Source organism: Halostagnicola kamekurae (assembly GCF_900116205.1).
In the GTDB taxonomy this organism is placed as follows: Archaea; Halobacteriota; Halobacteria; order Halobacteriales; family Natrialbaceae; genus Halostagnicola; species Halostagnicola kamekurae.
Genome location: NZ_FOZS01000003.1, coordinates 275,336 through 292,200, shown reverse-complemented (window position 1 = coordinate 292,200; position 16,865 = coordinate 275,336). Strand labels below are relative to the sequence as shown.

Sequence of the window (16,865 nt, the reverse complement as noted above, 5' to 3'; positions counted from 1 at the left end):
ATGTCCGAACTCGTCGGCATCGTGCTCGCGGCCGGACTGGGCACGCGGTTCGAGGACGGCAACAAGCTGCTGGCGCGGGTCGATGGCGACCCGATCGTCGCTCGCGCCGCTCGATCGATGGCCGAGAGCCCGGTCGATCGGACGGTCGCCACCCTCGGCCACGACGCAGCCGCCGTCCGACGCGCGGTCGATCCGTTCGTCGACGAGACGGTACAGATCGAGGAGTACGATCGCGGCCAGAGCCGCTCCGTTCGAGCGGGCGCGGAGTACGCGCGAGGCACGGACGCCGACGCCGTGCTCTTCCTTCCGGGAGATATGCCGTGTGTCGAGCCGGAGACGGTTCGACGGCTCGTCGACGCGTCTCGAGCGGACGAAGACTGCGACGCGGTCGTCCCGACCGTCGACGGCGAGCGCGGGAATCCGGTCCTGTTCGACGCCGACCAGTTCGACGAACTGGCGTCGCTCGCGGGCGACACAGGCGGTCGCGCGCTGTTCGACGACATCGAGGTCCGCCGGGTTCCCACCGACGATCCGGGGATTCACATCGACGTCGACACGCGAACGGATCTCTGGAGCGTCCGTCAGTCCGGCTGTGACACTGGCCGGTCGTGAATCGGTCCGCGCCGGTTGCGAAGCCGTCCGCCGCTTTTCTCGTTGCTCACCGCGAGCACCTCCGAGACGATACTCAGCGCGATCTCGATCGGCTCGCCGCCACCGAGGTCCAGTCCCACGGGCGAAGCGATCCGATCGAGGTCGGTTCTCGACAGCGTAACGCCCTCCGCTTCGAGGTCGTCCCGAAGCCGATCGAACCGCTCTCGAGGACCCATGAGACCGATAAACGGCGTTTCGGTCTCGAGCAAGCTCTCGAGTGCGAGCCGATCGTCGAGGTAATTGTGCGACATGACGACGACGTGGGTTCGCTCGTCGACCAGTTCCGCGACGTCGGTCGGGTGGGTCGCGACGACCCGGTCAGCCCGCGGGAACGACGATTCGTCGGCCTGTCCGCCCCTCGCCGTCGCGACCGTAACGTGCAACCCGACCATGCGAGCCAGTCGCGTGACCGGCCGGACGTCGGGCTGGCCGCCGAACAGTAACAGCCGCGTCGCGGGCGTGATTCCGTCGACGAACAGCTCGACGGTTCCGTCCTCGGTCTCGACGGTTCGGCGACACCAGTTCCCCTCTGTGGCGCGTTTTCGTGCGGTTTCCTCGATGCTCGCGGTGACGTCCTCGGGAAGGAGCTGATCTCCCTCGATCTCCACGACGGTGCCGTCGGGAGCGACGACCGCTCTGGACCCGATTGGAATCCCCGCCGTCCCGCCGATGGCGGTCACGAGGGCGCACGAATCAGCGCCGTGGTAGGCTTCGACGGGCTCGATCCAGCGATCGTCGACCGGTTCGACCAGGACGTCGACGATCCCCTCACAGCCGAGTCCGAGGCCCCAGCCGTCGTCGTCATCGGTGAGATCGAAGGTGACGACCGTCGACGACCGCTCCGAGATAACTTCCGTGGCCACGTCCCGAAGCGGGCCCTCGAGACAGCCGGCCGTGATTCCGCCGTACGTCGAGCCGTCGTCGCCGAGTACCATCTTCGCGCCGGGTCGTCGATACGCGGAGCCGTCGACAGCGACGACCGTCGCGACCGCCTGCTCGATCGGGCCGTCGAGGCGCTCCTCGAGCAACTCGAAGAGTTCGAGGGTGGTCACGCCCCACGGGTCTGGTTCGGTCATACACGATCGAACGGGTGCGAGCTGTATATGTGTTATCCTATCACATTATGCGTCTCGTATCACTGAACGCTTCGCGAATTTGGCGTATAGACGATCGTACAGGAGTCTCTCGTCGTCTGACGCGCTTCTGTGATTTCGTCGATCTCGACGCCGAATTTTGATCGAATGCGCTAAACACCGGCGAGCAACTGCGATGGACGAAGCGTAGAAACGCGCGACCCGTTCTACGATGTTGAACATTTAAGTTGGACCGGCACGTAGCGTATTCCCATGACAAAACCAAACAACGGCGGCATTCAAGCCATCGAGCGAACGTTCACCATCGTGGAAGCCCTGAACGAACTCGACGGCGCCGGCGTCTCCGAGCTCGCCCGCCACGTCGACCTCCCGAAGAGCACCGTCCACAACCACCTGAACACGCTCGAGGCGGCGGAGTACATCGTCCGGCGAGGCGACGAGTATCGAACGGGCTTGAAGTTCCTACAGACCGGTGAGATCGCCCGCAACCAGCACAAACTGTATCAGGTGGCACGCTCCGAAGTCGACAAACTCGCCGAAAAGACTGGTGACATTTCGGGACTGATGACCGAAGAGCACGGCCGCGGTGTCTTCATTTACCGGGGTCGCGGATCGGAGGCGGCGCGGATCGACACCCACATCGGGGACCGGATACCGCTTCACTGTACCGCGCTCGGAAAAGTTATCATGGCGTTTCTCCCCGACGAGCGCGTCGAGGAAATCATCGATCGCCACGGGCTAGCCGCGATCACGCACAATACGATCACCGACCGCGACCGCCTGCTCGAGGAGCTCGAGGTCGCACGCGAGCGAAAGATCGCGTTTGACGACGAAGAGCGGTTGAACGGGCTCCGAAGCGTGGCCGCGCCGATTCTCGACGGTTCGAATACCGTGATCGGCGCGATTAGCGTCGCCGGTCCGACGCATCGAATGCAGGGGGAGCGGTTTCGGGAGGAACTGCCCGATCAGGCGCTCGGCGTCGCGAATATTATCGAACTCAACATCCAACACTCCTGATCGTCCCACATCGTGGGACGCATGGTGTCTGCCAAGAGACATTGGGCCTGACAGACGGACGAACCGGCGAATGATTTACACACATATGAATGTATAGAACGTGCGGATCGCGATCAGATCTCGTACTGATAACCGACGGATTCTCGAGACGAGCGAAAGAGAGTACAAATAGACGGGATCGGTATTGATGAAAATATGCACTATAATACGAGCCACATATCGGAAGTTATGGCTCGAATAGACTATTTAGCACACATTCATCTGGATAATAGATGTAATTCTAAAATATTAGATATAATACCAGATAGAATGCTTGATTAAATTATTTGATGTCATATAGCAGTGTATATTTCAAATCTCGAATTTTCAGCATCTAATCAAGGAGAATAGGATCTTTGTCTATCAATGACGAGTTATGGTTTTGTATCTATTAAACACTACTCAAACGGTTCCGAGCAAAACCGACTCGGCGTCGGGAGGGAAACCTATCGCTCGAAACGGTAGTGCTATTCTGGGGACCAAGAAGGCTCTCTTCGGAGAACGGGTATTCCATCTGCTTCTCTCGGAACGATAAATAGACTGGGCACGACCGACGGAACGCGAGTCGCGGATTACTCGTAATACTCCTTTCGGTCAACGACCTCCGCGAACGCGACCGTCTCCGTCACGTCGTCGATCTCGATAGTGACGCGCTCGCCTTTCTCTGCATCGGGAACGATGACGACGTACCCGCGTTCGATTCGGGCGATCCCGTCGCCCTGCTCCCCGATGTCCTCGATGTCAACGGTTCGCTGTTCGCCCGACTCGACGGGCGGTTCGGGACCGCCCCGGTCCGACGACCGCGAGGACTGCGTCGCGGATCCCGTTGACGACGTCGTGTCGGCGTTCGAGGCCGAGGCGAGCAACGCGACGCGGTAGACGTCGTCGGTCGTTACGTCGCCGACCTCGACTTCGTTTTTCGGAACCTCGATACGGTAGGAGTCCTGTTGTTCCGTAACTTCTGCACTGAAAACACACAATAACTCGTCTGGAATGTCCATGAATATCTTCCCCTACCAACGAAACGGGGAGACGGCCCCTTCAGTCCTCCGGTGAGCGACTGTGAACTCGACCGGTCACGGCTCGCAGATTCTACCGACCGACTCCTCAGAGCCGCCGAGACGAAACGCGGTCTCGAGAGCGCAACTGGCCCGGTCAGCGGTGAACGACGATCTGATCGTTCAGCGTCGAGATGCGATCGATCGGAATCAGCAGCCGACCCTCCTCGTTTCGCTCGAAATCGACCGATTGGAGGGACAGGTTCTCGTTCGGATCGACGATGAGGTTCCGGAGGGCCGCGGACTCGAGTCCCATGGTTACGTTCGCGAGGGTTCCGAAGTCCGTGCCGTCGGTTCCGACGATAGATTTATCTATGAGATTTCTGGCAAGTATTTCTCCCATACCCGTTCATTTTCCGCGAAGCGTATTAAATGTAATGAGGGCTAATCTGTCAGTGAACAGACCTTCTACGGCATCCAAACAGAGCCTCGCCCGGCACGTTCACACGACTCATGTAGTTAGATGAGATGCGACGATCACCTAGATCAATACCCAATATTCAAACACACCTGGCGAATTCCGTCTGATCTGTGAAACTGCACCGGCGAATGGAACACGCCACTACGATACTCGACATCTATCAGCAGCTAGTCCACAGCAGGAGTCGATGAGTCAAAGCGAAATCTCTCCGATCGCTACGCTCGAATACCGACACTCGAGGGGCAAAATTTGCTGAATCGACAATCATCTCGGAAGGCTTTTCATTGCGAGCCATCTGATTCTCGGTATGATAACCGTTCGCTCGAGGCCGCGGCGGGGAAAAGCGGTGGTTCCGCGGCCGGTCGAGCGCCGTTGGACGATCGGACGAAAACGGAGCGAAGCGTCACGGTCGAAGCGGAGGAGTCGGATTGCGACCGATTCAGTAGGCAGTGTATCCCGGGCGAGTTCTCGTTCGCAAGACCGCGTTCGAAGCGGGTATCGATCCCCGTTTCGGGTGATCAGATGCGGGTCGTGATCGTCGGCGCGGGCGAGGTCGGCAGATCGATCGCCGCGAACTTAGAGGCCGACCACGACGTGATCGTGATCGACCGCGACGAGCGCATCGTCGAGGAACTGACTTACTCCCACGACGTGCTTACGATACAGGGCGACGGAACGACGATCGAAACGCTCCGGGAGGCGGACATCGAGCGGGCGGATCTAGTGATCGCCTGTACCGACAGCGACGAGTCGAACGTCGTCATCTGCGGCGCGGCAAAGACCGCGACTGAGGGATTTACGATCGCTCGCGTCAGGCGACGAACACTGCTCGAGACCTGGGAGGGGTCACAGGGCGGCTTCGACGTCGACTTCATGGTCTGTACCGATTTGCTGACCGCACAGACGATCTTTCGCATTTCGGGGCTTCCGGCCGCCCAGGACGTCGACGCCTTCATCGGCGGGCTGGTCCAGATGGCGGAGTTCGAAATCGACGCCGACAGCCCGATCGCCAACCAGACGATCCGAGACGCTGATCGGTACGACTCGTTGACCTTCGCTGCGGTCTTCCGAGACGACGAGATGATCGTCGCCACCGGCGAGACGATCATCCAGCCGGGCGACTACGTCGTCGTCATCGGCAGCGACGACTCGGTTCGGAACTTCGCACGCGACCTGACGTGCGAGCGGAAAAACAGGGACGAGATCGTCATCGTCGGGGCCAGCGAAGTCGGCTTTCAGGCCGCACGAGAGTTCGAGAGCCACGGCTACCACCCGCGTCTCATCGAGCACGACCCTGACCGGGCGCGGGCGGCGGCGGAATCGCTGCCTGGGACGACCGTCCTCGAGAGCGACGCGACGGACGTCGAGTTCTTAGAGCGCGAGCACGTCGACGAGGCGAACATCGTGATCGCGGCGCTGGGCAACGACGAGAAGAACCTCCTCGTGTCGCTTCTGGCGCGGCGACTCGGGATCGATCGGACCGTCGCCGTCATCGAGAACCTCGAGTACGCGGAGCTGTTCGAGACCGTCGGCGTCGACGTGGCCGTCAACCCCCGCGAGGAAACGGCCGAAGAGATCGTTCGCTTCACGCGGACGACGCGCACCGAGAAGGTCGCGATGCTCGAACACGACCGGGCCGAAGTAATCGAAATCGAGGCCAAACTGGATAGCGACCTCACCGGACGGACGATTCAGGATTCGATGGCGGAACTCCCTGCCGGGGTCGTCATCGGCGCGATCTCTCGGGGCGGCGATATCGTGACGCCGAGGGGAACGACCGTCATCGAACCCGGCGACCACATCGTCTTGTTCGTCGATTCGAACGTACTCGACGCGGTAATCGAGGCGATCTAATGCGTCGGTACCTCCGCGTCGACTGGCGGGCCGGCCTGAGCCTCGTGGGGACGCTGTTGGCGTTGCTCTCGCTCGCGTTCGTCGTCCCGATACTCGTCGCGCTGGCGTACGGCGGCGAGGATCTGTGGGTGTTCGTCGCGTCGATGGCCCTGACCGCGGGGTTCGGGGTGGCGTTACGGCGACTCGATTCCGAGCCGAAGCCGGGCGCCCGCGAGGCGTTCTTCGTCGTCGCGTTCACGTGGCTGTTTGCGGCTATGTTCGGAGCGCTTCCGTACGTGCTCGCCGGAAACGGGACGGTCGCCTACCCCGTCAACGCCCTGTTCGAGAGCATGAGCGGGTTCACCACGACGGGCGCGACGGTGATGGGCGACATCTCGTTCGACACTCACTCCCGCGCGATCATGATGTGGCGACAGGCCACCCAGTGGCTCGGCGGCATGGGTATCATCGTCCTCGCCGTCGCCATCCTCTCGCAGATGGCGGTCGGCGGCGCACAGTTGATGGAGGCCGAAGCCCCCGGGCCGGGTATTTCGAAACTCACACCGCACATCGCCGAGACCGCTCGCGTGCTGTGGATCGCGTACATCGGATTTACAGCCCTGTTGATGGCATCGTTATACGCGCTCTCGGTGGTAGCACCGGAACTCGCGCCGGAGATGAACCTGTACAACGCGATCGCACACGGTTTTTCGACGCTTCCGACCGGCGGCTTTTCGACGGAGGCACGGAGCATCGAGGCCTTCTCTCCGGCCGTCCAGTGGCTCATCGTCCCGTTCATGTTTATCGCGGGCGTCAACTTCGTACTCTGGTGGCACGTGATCTCGGGCGATCCATGGGAGCTCTTGCGCGACAACGAGTTCCGATTCTACCTCGGAGCCATCTCGCTGTTCTCACTCGTCGGAACGGTGATCCTCTTTTTCGACGCATCCTTACAAACCCCGCCGACTGGTCAGATCGGCGGCCACTTCGAGCGCTCCCTTCGGTACTCGGTCTTTCAGATCACTTCGATGACCAACTCGACGGGATTCGCGAACATGGACTTCAACGAGTGGGGGCACTCCGCGAAGGCGTTGTTGCTGTTCGTAATGTTTATCGGCGGATCGACCGGGTCGACCGGCGGCGGTATCAAAATTCTCCGATGGCTGGTAATCCTCAAATCGCTTCGCCGTGAAGTGTTTACGACCATTCATCCCGAGGCGGTGCGACCGGTTCGGATGAACGGCCAACCCCTCGACGAGGACGCTATCAGAGGAATATACGCGTTCACACTCCTGTTTTTGGGCCTGTTTTTCGTCGGGTTCTTGTTGCTCTCTGCGGACGCATCCAGACTGCCGGAGTTCAATCCACACACGCTCGATCTGCTGACGGCGTCCATCGCAACGCTCGGAAACATCGGGCCAGGGTTCGGCGTCGTCGGGCCGATGGGAAGCTACAACGGGTTTCCGGTGACTTCGAAACTTCTCATGGTCGTCTACATGTGGATCGGTCGCCTCGAGATCTTCCCGGTGCTCGTCTTGCTCACGGCCGCGTACTGGCGGTCGTGAGCGAGGCGCTCGAGCGGCGGTCGATGCCAGATCGGTACACGTACGGCTCGATTCGGTCGGGATAGAACGGCTACCGGGACGCGGTTGTCGTGGCCGTCCGAACGCGATCGACTGCGAGTTCGACGAGTTCGCGGCAGGCTTCCCGGCGGTAAATCAGGAGAGCTGTACCGAGGACGAGGTAGAGCGCGGTAAACGCCAGCAACCACTCGTACTCGTGAAACGGGGGATAGAGCTGTACGAGAAAGAGCGCGAGTAAGGCGAGCGCCTCGCGGGCGCTGAGTCGCAGGTCGACGAGAAGCGCGAGCGCGAAGAAGCTCTGAGCCGCGGTCAGCCAAATCTCGCCGCTCTGGCGCTGCCCCATCGGAAGCGCGCCGTAGTACCCGAGCGAGACGCTGTAAACGACGACGAGCGTTCCGATGAGGAGCGTCCACTGATTGAGCTTCGAGGAGATGAGGGCGTTGAACGACGCGCTCGAGCGGGCCTTCATCACGAGCATGATGACGATCACGAACTCGGGCGTCTCGCTGGCAAGCGGTGCGACCCACTGAATCATCAGAAACGGTGGAATGCCGTACTGCAGCCCGATTTCCTCGAGCCCATGAGCGAAGGGTTCGACCGCCAGGAAGATGACGCCGCCGGCGACGACAAAGAGTCCGATCACGGTCGCGATCCGCCGCCGTTTCCGAAACGACTGGAAGTACGCCGGAACGCCGGTGTGACCCCGTTCGACGGCCGGCGTTCTGATCGCGGAGGCGATGTAGAGGACGTAAAGGCCCACGAGAATCACCATGTCGTGGATCGCGATCGAGTTCGTCAGCGGGATGAAAAACGCGTACACCGTCGCCGCGAACAGAAAGACGATCTCGAGGGAGAGTTCTCGATCGAGTCGAACACGACTCGCGAGAAACCCTTCCGCGCGTTCGACGTTGAGGTCTCGGCTCTTCCTGGCACGATAGACGGTGAACAGGGCGGTTCCCGACCAGCCGATGCCGATGAGGATCCGGTTCGCGCCGGTCATGTTCGCGACCGCGAGATCGGCGGCCTGTCGCGAGGCCCCGCTCCCCGGCGCGACGCCGGCCTCCCACGCGTAGAGCGCGTCGACGGCGTACTCCGGCGCGACGGCCAGCACCGCCAACACGGCGATCGCGAACGACCTCGAGACGTCTTTCTCGGCCGTCTCCGCCCCCCAGGCGAGCAGGAAGGCGGCCCCGAGGATCGACGTCCCGGAGAGGGCGACCGTCGCGATCAGACCAGGACGGACGCCGAGCGCGCTGACGACCGGCCACGGAAGGACGAGGCCGACAGCGATTGCGACGGGGACCAGCGGACTCGAGCGCAGCGACCTCACACGGGAGTCAACGGAACGGGTCACCGTAATGCTAGACCCTGCTATATGCACGACCCCCGACCGATGGAATCACAGTATCCAGAGCGGGACGATTTATAGATTTAAAAGTGATTACCCAGTATAAGACGGAGATCTACGTCGAGTCGGGAACCGATAATCAAAGCGGAAGACAACGATAGTTCAACCGCAACTGTCGACGTTCGAGTCCTCTGTAGCCGTTTTAACGTGGTTTGACATAAGATCGTCGGCCTGAAGAATCCCAGCACTCGAGTTACTATTTGAGGTGTGACAAATTGGTATCCCCGGGTAGAAATCCCCTACAAAGGGACCTCTTCCTGCCTTTCGTGAGAATAACGCGTCATCGCACCTCGATACACTCTTCGGTTACAGCGTTCTCCTTTCACTCGACGAATTCGCATCTATTACACCGGATATTGAGTTATCACTTATAATTTTATTGATCGGTGCTGGGAAGACACCGCGAGGTGAAAGGAGGACGCGAACGGTCCCACTCAACGGGGTTCGTGACGGTGGCCGGAAGCTATTCAAACTCGGCTCCGAATACGTTTGCATCAATGTCAGAAACCGAACGGTTGCTCGCTCCGGAAGAATTCGACGGTAGCGACTCCGATGGCGAACTCGAGCGACTGCGGGCCGAACGCGACTTCTGGCGAAATCTCTTCGATCAACTGGTCGAAGAGTTCCCCGAATCGGTCGTCGTCGTCAACGACGAGGGCACGATCACACACTGGAACGACTCGATCGTCGAGTTGATCGGCGCGACTCGAGACGAGGCGGTCGGGAATCAAGCGATCGATGTCGTTGGAACCGAAGGCGTCGAAGAGACGCTGGCCGAAAAGGTCGCTCGCACGGGCGAGCCGGTTCGCGAGGACCGAATCCGATCCGGAAACACGGACGGGAAAAACTGGCACGTCCGAGCGGCCGGGGTCCCGCTTTTGACCCCCAACGGCGAGTCGGTCGGCGCGTTCGAGTACGTAAGCAGCGTCACCGATTTAGTCGAGCAACGCGAGGAACTCGAGCGCATCCAGGAGTCGATCAGCGAGACCGTCGAGGGAGCCGTCGGTGAATTACTCGAGGCCGCCGAGACGAACGCGGAGACGACCGAGGAAGTCGACGAACTGGCCGAAGAACAGGTCGAGAACCTCGTCGACGTGCGCAACGAGATGGAGGCGCTCTCGGCGACCGTCGAGGAGATCTCCGCCAGCGCCGAGGAGGTCAGCAGCCAGAGCGAACTCGCCGCGGAGCTGGCAGACGAATCGAAGGAAGCGACGGGCGAGATCGTCGCAATGATCGACGACGTTCGCGACGCGACAGACGACCTTTCGGCGACCAGCCACGAACTCGAGCAACGCGTGCGGGAAATCGACAAAGTCGTCGACGTGATCGACCAGATCGCCGATGAAACCAATCTGCTGGCGGTCAACGCCAACATTCAAGCCGCCCAGGTCGATGCCGGCGCGGAGGGCTTCGCGGTCGTCGCCGACGAGGTCAAAGAGCTCGCCGACCAGTCCAAAGAGGAGGTCGGAACGATCGAGGAGATCGTCGACGACGTCCGCGAGAACACCACCGAAACGATCGAGAGCGTCGAGACGACGATCGACCGGGTCGACGTCGCCATCGAGCGAGCCAGAGCCGTCGACGAAAAACAATCGGAGATCAAATCCGCCGTGGGCGAGGCGACGACCGGGATCGAACAGATCGCCGACGCCACTGACGACCAGGCCGCCACCGCCGAGGAGGTCGCCACGATGCTCGGCACCTCCGTCGAACAGATCGAAGCCGTCGCCGACGAAATCGAAACCCTCGCCGACACCAACGAACAGCAAGCCGCCAAGGTGCGCGAGATCCGTGACGACGTTCGGGAACTCGAGTCGGACCTGTGAGTCGAAGACCGGTTCCTTCGAGCGCGTTCTTCGAGGTGAGTCGACGAGAGCGAGAGCGCACAGATGAGCCTATCGAGCGATGAGTATACAGGTAACGTATACCACGACAACGATCGACTAAAACACGCGATAAATTACACTGGTATTCGTGTAAAGAGGGAGAACACAGCCGGCAGTCTGGAAGGGAGCGGCCCCTCACACCGACGCGAGAACTGATCGCTCGTCCCGTATTGATGAGTTTGTATACGGTCCCCGTATACACCTTCGATAAGGCGTCGGACGGCGAACGAGCGAGTGCGTTCGCTAACCGAATCGCTCGTCGAACGACCTGATCGAGTCCATCGGACCCGGACCGAAAACAGAGCAGTCGGTGTGTGGCACAGACCCCGAGTTTGTGTTACAGACCGAGGGCGTCGCTCGCGACGGTCGTCTTTTGAATCTCCGTCGTGCCGCCGATGATACTCAGGATCTTGGCGTCTCGGTAGTAGCGCTCGAGCGGGAGATCGGTCTGGTAGCCCTTCCCACCGTGGACCTGAATTGCGTTCCGGGTGACGAACTCGGCGGTGTCGCTCGCGACGTACTTCGCCTTGCTCGACTGGCGCGTACTGGCGTCGTCGGCTGCGATCGACGCCGCGGAGTCGTAGACGAGGTGGCGCGCGCCGTCGAGTCGGGCGTCCATCTCGGCGACGAGCACCTGCACCGCCTGGTACTCGCCGACCGCTTTGCCGCCCTGTTCGCGGTCACCGGCGTACTCGAGGGCTTCCTCGAACGCCGCGGTGGCGATTCCCGTCCCGATCGCACCGAGTCCGGTTCGAGCCATATCGATCGTTCCCATGGCAATTCGAAAGCCCTGCCCGACCTCGCCGAGGAGCGCCGAGCGGTCGACCGGCACGTCCTCGAGCGTCGAGTCGCCCGTGACGTGCCCGCGCATGCCCATGAACTCTACGCGGTCGAAGGTGAATCCGTCTCGTTCGTCGACGCCGGGGGCCAGAAAGACGCTCACGCCGTGGCCGTCTTCCGGCGTCGGCTGCTTGCGGGCGACCACGAGGTGGACGTCCGCGACGCCGGCGTTGGTCCCGAAGGACTTCTCGCCGCTGAGCCGGTAGCCGTCGCCGTCGTCGCGTTCCGTCGCCACGGTCGACAGTTCGGTCGGTGAACTGCCGGCGTCGGGTTCGGTCAGCAACATCGATCCGATCGATTCGCCGCGTACCATCGCCTCGAGATGCGTCTCTTTCTGTTCTTCGGTGCCGAAGGTCGCGATGGGCAGCGCCGCGAAGGTGTGGCCGTGAATCGACTCGGCGACCGCCCCGCTGACCTGTGCGATCTGCTCGATCGCGAGACAGTACGAGAGGAAATCGGAATCTTCCCCGCCGTAGGCTTCCGGGAGCAAGATCCCGAGGATGCCGCGTTCGCCCGCCTGCTCGAGTACCTCACGCGGGAACTCGTCGGTCCGTTCGATTCGCTCGGCTTCCGGTTCGACGACGTCCGCGGTGAAGTTCGCCGCTCGATCCCGGATCTCTCGGTGCTCCTCTGAGAGGACGTTCTCAATGAGAGTCATACGGTCGAATACGCGAGACACATCACCATAAAAGTCCCGAGAATCGGGTTCAGCGCCGCGCCGGGCCGACGCCGGCGCTCGCCCGTTCCCGGTGTTGCCCCGAGACCGACCTCACTCGAGGTTCACGTTGACGTTCTTCGTCTGGGTGTACTCGTGGATCGCTTCGGTTCCCTGCTCGCGGCCGCGGCCGCTCTGTTTGAACCCGCCGAAGGGGGTCTGGGGCTGGGTGACCGGATACTCGTTGACGCTGACCATGCCGTAGTCGAGCGAATCGGCCACGCCGTGGGCGGTCTGCAGGTCGGACGTCCAGATACCGGCCATGAGGCCGTACGGCGAGTCGTTGGCGATCTCGATCGCCTCCTCGCGGTCGCTAAACTCGATGACCGAAAGCACCGGGCCGAAGATCTCCTCTCGAGCGATCGTCATATCGTTTTCCACGTCGGTGAACACGGTCGGTTCGACGAAGTGACCGACGTCTCTGTCCGCGGGAACGCCCCCGCCGGTCGCGACCGTCGCGCCTTCTTCCTTCCCGCTCTCGATGTACTCGAGGACCTCCTCCTGCTGGCTCTCGCTGACCGTCGGCCCCATTCGGCCGTCGTCGTCGATACCGCTCCCGAGCGGCGTCGCTTCGGCGCGTTCGACGACCTGCTCGACGACCTCGTCGTGGACCGATTCGTGGACGAGCAGGCGCGAACCCGCCCAGCACATCTGGCCGGCGTTCATGAAGATTCCGTAGTGACAGCCCGCGGCGGCGGCCTCGAGGTCGGCGTCCGGGAAGACGATGTTCGGACCCTTCCCACCCAGCTCGAGGGTCACGCCGGTCACGTTCTGGGACGCCTGCTCCATGACGCCCTTCCCGACGCCGGTGCTGCCCGTGAACGCGATGTGGTCGACGTCGGGGTGTTCGACGAGTCTGTTTCCGGCGGTGGAGCCGCGACCGGGGACGACGTTCAACACGCCGTCGGGGAGGCCCGCCTCTTCGGCCGCGACCGCGTAGTACAGCGCCGACAGCGGCGTCGTGCTCGAGGGTTTGAGGACGGCCGTGTTCCCGCAGGCCAGCGCGGGTGCGAGGCTCCGCCCGGCGAGCTGGAAGGGATAGTTCCACGGGATGACGTGGCCCGTCACGCCTACTGGCTCCCGAACGGTGTAGTTCAGCCGGTCGCCGGGAACGGGCACCTCGTCGCCCTGAATCTTGTCGGCCCAGCCGGCGTAGTACCGGAAGGTGTCGACGACCATCTCCACGTCCAGCGAGGCCTCGAACGGCGTCTTGCCGTTGTCTCGAGACTCGACGCGGATGATCTCGTCGGACATCGATTCGATGGCGTCCGCCATGGCATCGAGCCGTCGGCCGCGTTCGCGCGGGTCGAGCGAGCGCCAATCGCTGTCGCGCTCGACCGCGTCGGACGCCGCGGCAACCGCGCTGTCGACGTCGGCCGCTCCCGCCTGCGCGATGGTCGCGTAGGTCTCTTCGGTCGCCGGATCCTCGGTCGAAAACGTCTCGCCGTCTTCGGCGTCGATCCACTCGCCGTCGATGAACAGGTCTGTCGGTCCGCTGTAACTCATACGCATAGCCCTTCTGTGCGATCCGATAAAAAGGGTGTGGTCGCGTCGAACTGTGCGGCTCCGAACCGATACCGCAATCGAAGTCACCGAAGGGATGTCGGAGTCGCCGAAGCGATCTCGCGGTTCGTTCGATTCGGCCGCGCCCGCGGACGAGCCGTCGCGTCGATCGGGAGTCATCTATAAGGGACCGGGGCAGCTATCCCCACCCATGCGAGATGCATACGTCCTCGGGGCGGGTCAGTCGTCGTTCGGCTCGTTTCCGGACGAAACGTACCTGTCGCTGTTCGACGACGCCTTCGACGCGGCGATGGACAGCGTGGAATCGCCACTCTCACCGGAGTCGATCGACGAGGCCTTCCTCGGAACGCTCGGCGTCGGCGGCCGACAGATCGGGCTCTCGGGGCCCGCGGTCACCGAACACGTCGGCCTCCACGGGATCCCCACGAGCCGCGTCGAGAACGCCTGCGCCGCGAGCGGCTACGCGTTCCGCCAGGCGGTCACGGCCATCCGGTCGGGAATGGCCGACGTCGCGCTGGCGGGCGGCTACGAAGTGATGACCGACGCGAGTTCCGATCACACCCGCTGGTGGCTCGGCGTCAGCGGCGAGACCGAGTGGGAGCGAACGAGCGGGACCACCTTCGCGGGCGTCTACGCGCAGATGGCAAGCGCCCACATGGACGAGTACGACACGACCGTCGAGGACCTGAGCCGCGTCGCGGTGAAAAACCACGCCAACGGCGCGCAAAACCCCAAAGCGCACCTCGGGTTCGAGTGTTCGCTCGAGGACGCGGTCTCCGCGCCGGCGGTCGCGGACCCGCTCAATCTCTATCACTGCTGTCCGACGACCGACGGGGCGAGCGCCGTGCTCGTCGCGAGCGAGGAGGTGGCGAGAGAGCACGCCGACACGCCGATCCGCGTCGCCGGCTGCGGGGCCTCGAGCGGCCGCGTCGGGCTCTTCCAGCGCGGCTCGCTGACGTCGGTCCCCGCGAGCACGCGAGCGGGAGAAGCGGCTTACGAGGCGGCCGGAATCGGCCCCGACGACCTCGACTTCGCGGAGGTCCACGACTGTTTCGCCATCGCCGAACTGCTCGCCTACGAGGACCTCGGCTTCTGTGACCGGGGCGAGGCCGGCAGACTCCTCCGGGAGGGCGTGACCGATCCCGACGGCGAGTTGCCGACGAACACCAGCGGCGGGCTGAAATCGAAGGGCCACCCCATCGGTGCGACCGGCACCGGCCAGATCGTCGAGGCGTTCGACCAGCTCCGAGGCGAGGCACACGTTCAGGTCGACGATCCGAAGTACGGCCTCACGCACAACGTCGGCGGAAGCGGGGGCGGGGCGACCGTCCACATCTTCGAGAAAGAAGACGCGGAGGGATCGGCATGAGCGGAATCGTCGCCGCCGGGGTCTACGTCCCCCGATACCGCCTCTCGAGCGACGAACTCGAGTCCGCGTGGGGAACGAGCCACGCCTCCGGGGTCGAGCAGAAGGCGGTCCCCGCCGCCGACGAGGACACGCTGACGATGGCCGTCGAAGCGGCCGAGCGGGCGCTCGAGAGCGCGTCTCGAGAGCGGTCGGCCATCGACGTTGTGGCGGCCGCGACGACGACGCCGCCGCTCGCCGAGGGCGACTTCGTTCCGCGATTGGTGCGGGCGCTCGATCTCCCCGCACAGGTCACGACGGCGACTGCCACCCAGCACACCGCGGCCGGAGCCGAAGCGCTCTCGAGGGCGCTCGACGCCGACGGGACGGCGCTCGTCGTCGCGGCCGATTGCCCCAAGGGTGAGCCCGCCGATGCCGACCACCCGTTCGGTGCGGGTGCCGCCGCGTTCGTCGTCGGCGACGATCCGGCGGTCGAGATCGCAGACAGCGCCTGGCACAGCGACGAGACGCCGGGCGTCCGGTTCCGCGAGCGCGGGACTCGGACGGTCGACGCGCTCGGGATCACGACCTACGAGCGCGACGCGGTCCGCGAGGCCGTCACCAGCGCGGTGGACTCGCTCGAGGTCGACCCGGAGACGGCGACCGGCGCGGCGATTCACCAGCGGGACGGCGCGTTTCCCTACCGCGCCGCGGGGGACCTACCGATTTCGGGCGAGGCCGTGGCGGCGGGAACCGTCGCCGACCGCATCGGCGACGCGGGGGCCGCGACCGTTCCGATCGGACTGCTCTCGGCGCTTTCCGATGGCGGGGACGCCGGGAGCGGGCTCTCGCTCGCCGCCTTCTTCGGCGGGGGCAGCGCGGCCGCGTTCGCCTTCCGGGGCACCCTTTCGGTGCCGGGCCTCGAGGAACTCGAGGCGGCGGAGCCGATCTCCTACGCCGCCTACCTCCGCGAGCGCGGCTACGTCGTCGACGGCGAGGTCTCCGGCGGCGGCGCGAACGTCAGCCTGCCGAACTGGCAGGGCTCGCTCGAGCAGCGCTACCGCCTCGTGGCCGGGTCCTGTCCCGAGTGCGGCGGCGTGACGTTCCCGCCCGAGGGCGCCTGCCAGGAGTGCCACGCCCGCGTCGAGTTCGACGAGTTCGAAGCGCCCCGGACCGGCACCGTTCGCGCCGTGACCGCGATCGGACAGGGCGGCGCGCCGCCGGAGTTCGCAGAACAGCAGCAACGCGACGGCGCGTACGCGGTCGCGATCGTCGCGCTCGAGGCCGAGGAAGGGACGATCACACTGCCCGCGCAGGTCACCGACGCGGATCCCGAGTCGGTCTCGGTCGGTGACACCGTTACGGCGACGATTCGGCGGATCTACACGCAGGAAGGGGTTCCCCGGTACGGCGCGAAGTTCGAACCGACTGATTGATAGGAAGGTTTTTCA

The 16,865-nt window shown here is 63.3% G+C and carries 13 protein-coding genes; 7 read left to right on the top strand and 6 right to left on the bottom strand.

What is annotated here, in order from left to right; all coding sequences use genetic code 11:
- Complete coding sequence (locus tag BM348_RS15280; protein WP_092906064.1) at window positions 1-612, top strand: nucleotidyltransferase family protein; 612 nt, start codon at window positions 1-3, stop codon at window positions 610-612.
- On the opposite strand, the gene BM348_RS15275 is transcribed toward BM348_RS15280, so the two are convergent.
- On the bottom strand, window positions 582-1,727 hold the full coding sequence (locus tag BM348_RS15275) for an XdhC family protein (RefSeq protein WP_092906062.1): 1,146 nt from the start codon (window positions 1,725-1,727) through the stop codon (window positions 582-584). The two genes, BM348_RS15280 and BM348_RS15275, sit on opposite strands and share 31 nt — an antisense overlap.
- A 270-nt stretch (window positions 1,728-1,997) precedes the next feature.
- Between BM348_RS15275 and BM348_RS15270 the strand changes: the two genes are divergently transcribed.
- Entirely contained in the window at window positions 1,998-2,762 is a 765-nt protein-coding gene (locus tag BM348_RS15270; RefSeq protein ID WP_092906060.1) for an IclR family transcriptional regulator, read from the top strand.
- A gap of 611 nt (window positions 2,763-3,373) precedes the next feature.
- Here the strand turns inward: BM348_RS15270 and BM348_RS15265 are convergent.
- Together BM348_RS15265 and BM348_RS15260 are read right to left on the bottom strand one after the other, a co-directional pair.
- On the bottom strand, window positions 3,374-3,802 hold the full coding sequence (locus tag BM348_RS15265; protein ID WP_092906058.1) for a TRAM domain-containing protein: 429 nt from the start codon (window positions 3,800-3,802) through the stop codon (window positions 3,374-3,376).
- Window positions 3,803-3,956: 154 nt separating this feature from the next.
- On the bottom strand, window positions 3,957-4,202 hold the full coding sequence (locus BM348_RS15260; RefSeq protein WP_092906056.1) for a PRC-barrel domain-containing protein: 246 nt from the start codon (window positions 4,200-4,202) through the stop codon (window positions 3,957-3,959).
- Window positions 4,203-4,802: 600 nt separating this feature from the next.
- On the opposite strand from BM348_RS15260, the gene trkA reads away from it, so the two are divergent.
- Both trkA and BM348_RS15250 read left to right on the top strand, forming a co-directional pair.
- On the top strand, window positions 4,803-6,134 hold the full coding sequence (trkA, locus tag BM348_RS15255) for a Trk system potassium transporter TrkA (RefSeq protein WP_092906416.1): 1,332 nt from the start codon (window positions 4,803-4,805) through the stop codon (window positions 6,132-6,134).
- Window positions 6,134-7,678, top strand: coding sequence for a TrkH family potassium uptake protein (locus tag BM348_RS15250; RefSeq protein WP_092906054.1), 1,545 nt, complete (start codon window positions 6,134-6,136; stop codon window positions 7,676-7,678). The genes trkA and BM348_RS15250 overlap by 1 nt, the downstream gene beginning before the upstream one ends.
- A 70-nt stretch (window positions 7,679-7,748) precedes the next feature.
- On the opposite strand, the gene BM348_RS15245 is transcribed toward BM348_RS15250, so the two are convergent.
- Window positions 7,749-9,026, bottom strand: coding sequence for a sodium:calcium antiporter (locus BM348_RS15245; RefSeq protein WP_217642027.1), 1,278 nt, complete (start codon window positions 9,024-9,026; stop codon window positions 7,749-7,751).
- A 575-nt stretch (window positions 9,027-9,601) separates the two neighbouring features.
- On the opposite strand from BM348_RS15245, the gene BM348_RS15240 reads away from it, so the two are divergent.
- Window positions 9,602-10,930 (top strand): methyl-accepting chemotaxis protein, encoded by a 1,329-nt coding sequence (locus tag BM348_RS15240; RefSeq protein WP_092906052.1) that lies wholly within the window; start codon window positions 9,602-9,604, stop codon window positions 10,928-10,930.
- Between the two features lie 397 nt (window positions 10,931-11,327).
- Here BM348_RS15240 and BM348_RS15235 read toward each other — a convergent pair whose 3' ends face one another.
- Together BM348_RS15235 and BM348_RS15230 are read right to left on the bottom strand one after the other, a co-directional pair.
- On the bottom strand, window positions 11,328-12,488 hold the full coding sequence (locus tag BM348_RS15235; RefSeq protein ID WP_092906050.1) for an acyl-CoA dehydrogenase family protein: 1,161 nt from the start codon (window positions 12,486-12,488) through the stop codon (window positions 11,328-11,330).
- Window positions 12,489-12,599: 111 nt separating this feature from the next.
- Window positions 12,600-14,051 carry an aldehyde dehydrogenase family protein gene (locus BM348_RS15230; protein WP_092906048.1) on the bottom strand — a complete coding sequence of 484 codons (1,452 nt, stop codon included), beginning with the start codon at window positions 14,049-14,051 and terminating at the stop codon, window positions 12,600-12,602.
- Between the two features lie 208 nt (window positions 14,052-14,259).
- Between BM348_RS15230 and BM348_RS15225 the strand changes: the two genes are divergently transcribed.
- Together BM348_RS15225 and BM348_RS15220 are read left to right on the top strand one after the other, a co-directional pair.
- Window positions 14,260-15,438: a thiolase domain-containing protein gene (locus BM348_RS15225; RefSeq protein ID WP_092906412.1), complete on the top strand. Its 1,179-nt coding sequence runs from the start codon at window positions 14,260-14,262 to the stop codon at window positions 15,436-15,438.
- Window positions 15,435-16,850: a zinc ribbon domain-containing protein gene (locus BM348_RS15220; RefSeq protein WP_092906047.1), complete on the top strand. Its 1,416-nt coding sequence runs from the start codon at window positions 15,435-15,437 to the stop codon at window positions 16,848-16,850. Before BM348_RS15225 ends, BM348_RS15220 begins: the two co-directional genes overlap by 4 nt.
- Window positions 16,851-16,865: the final 15 nt, after the last annotated feature.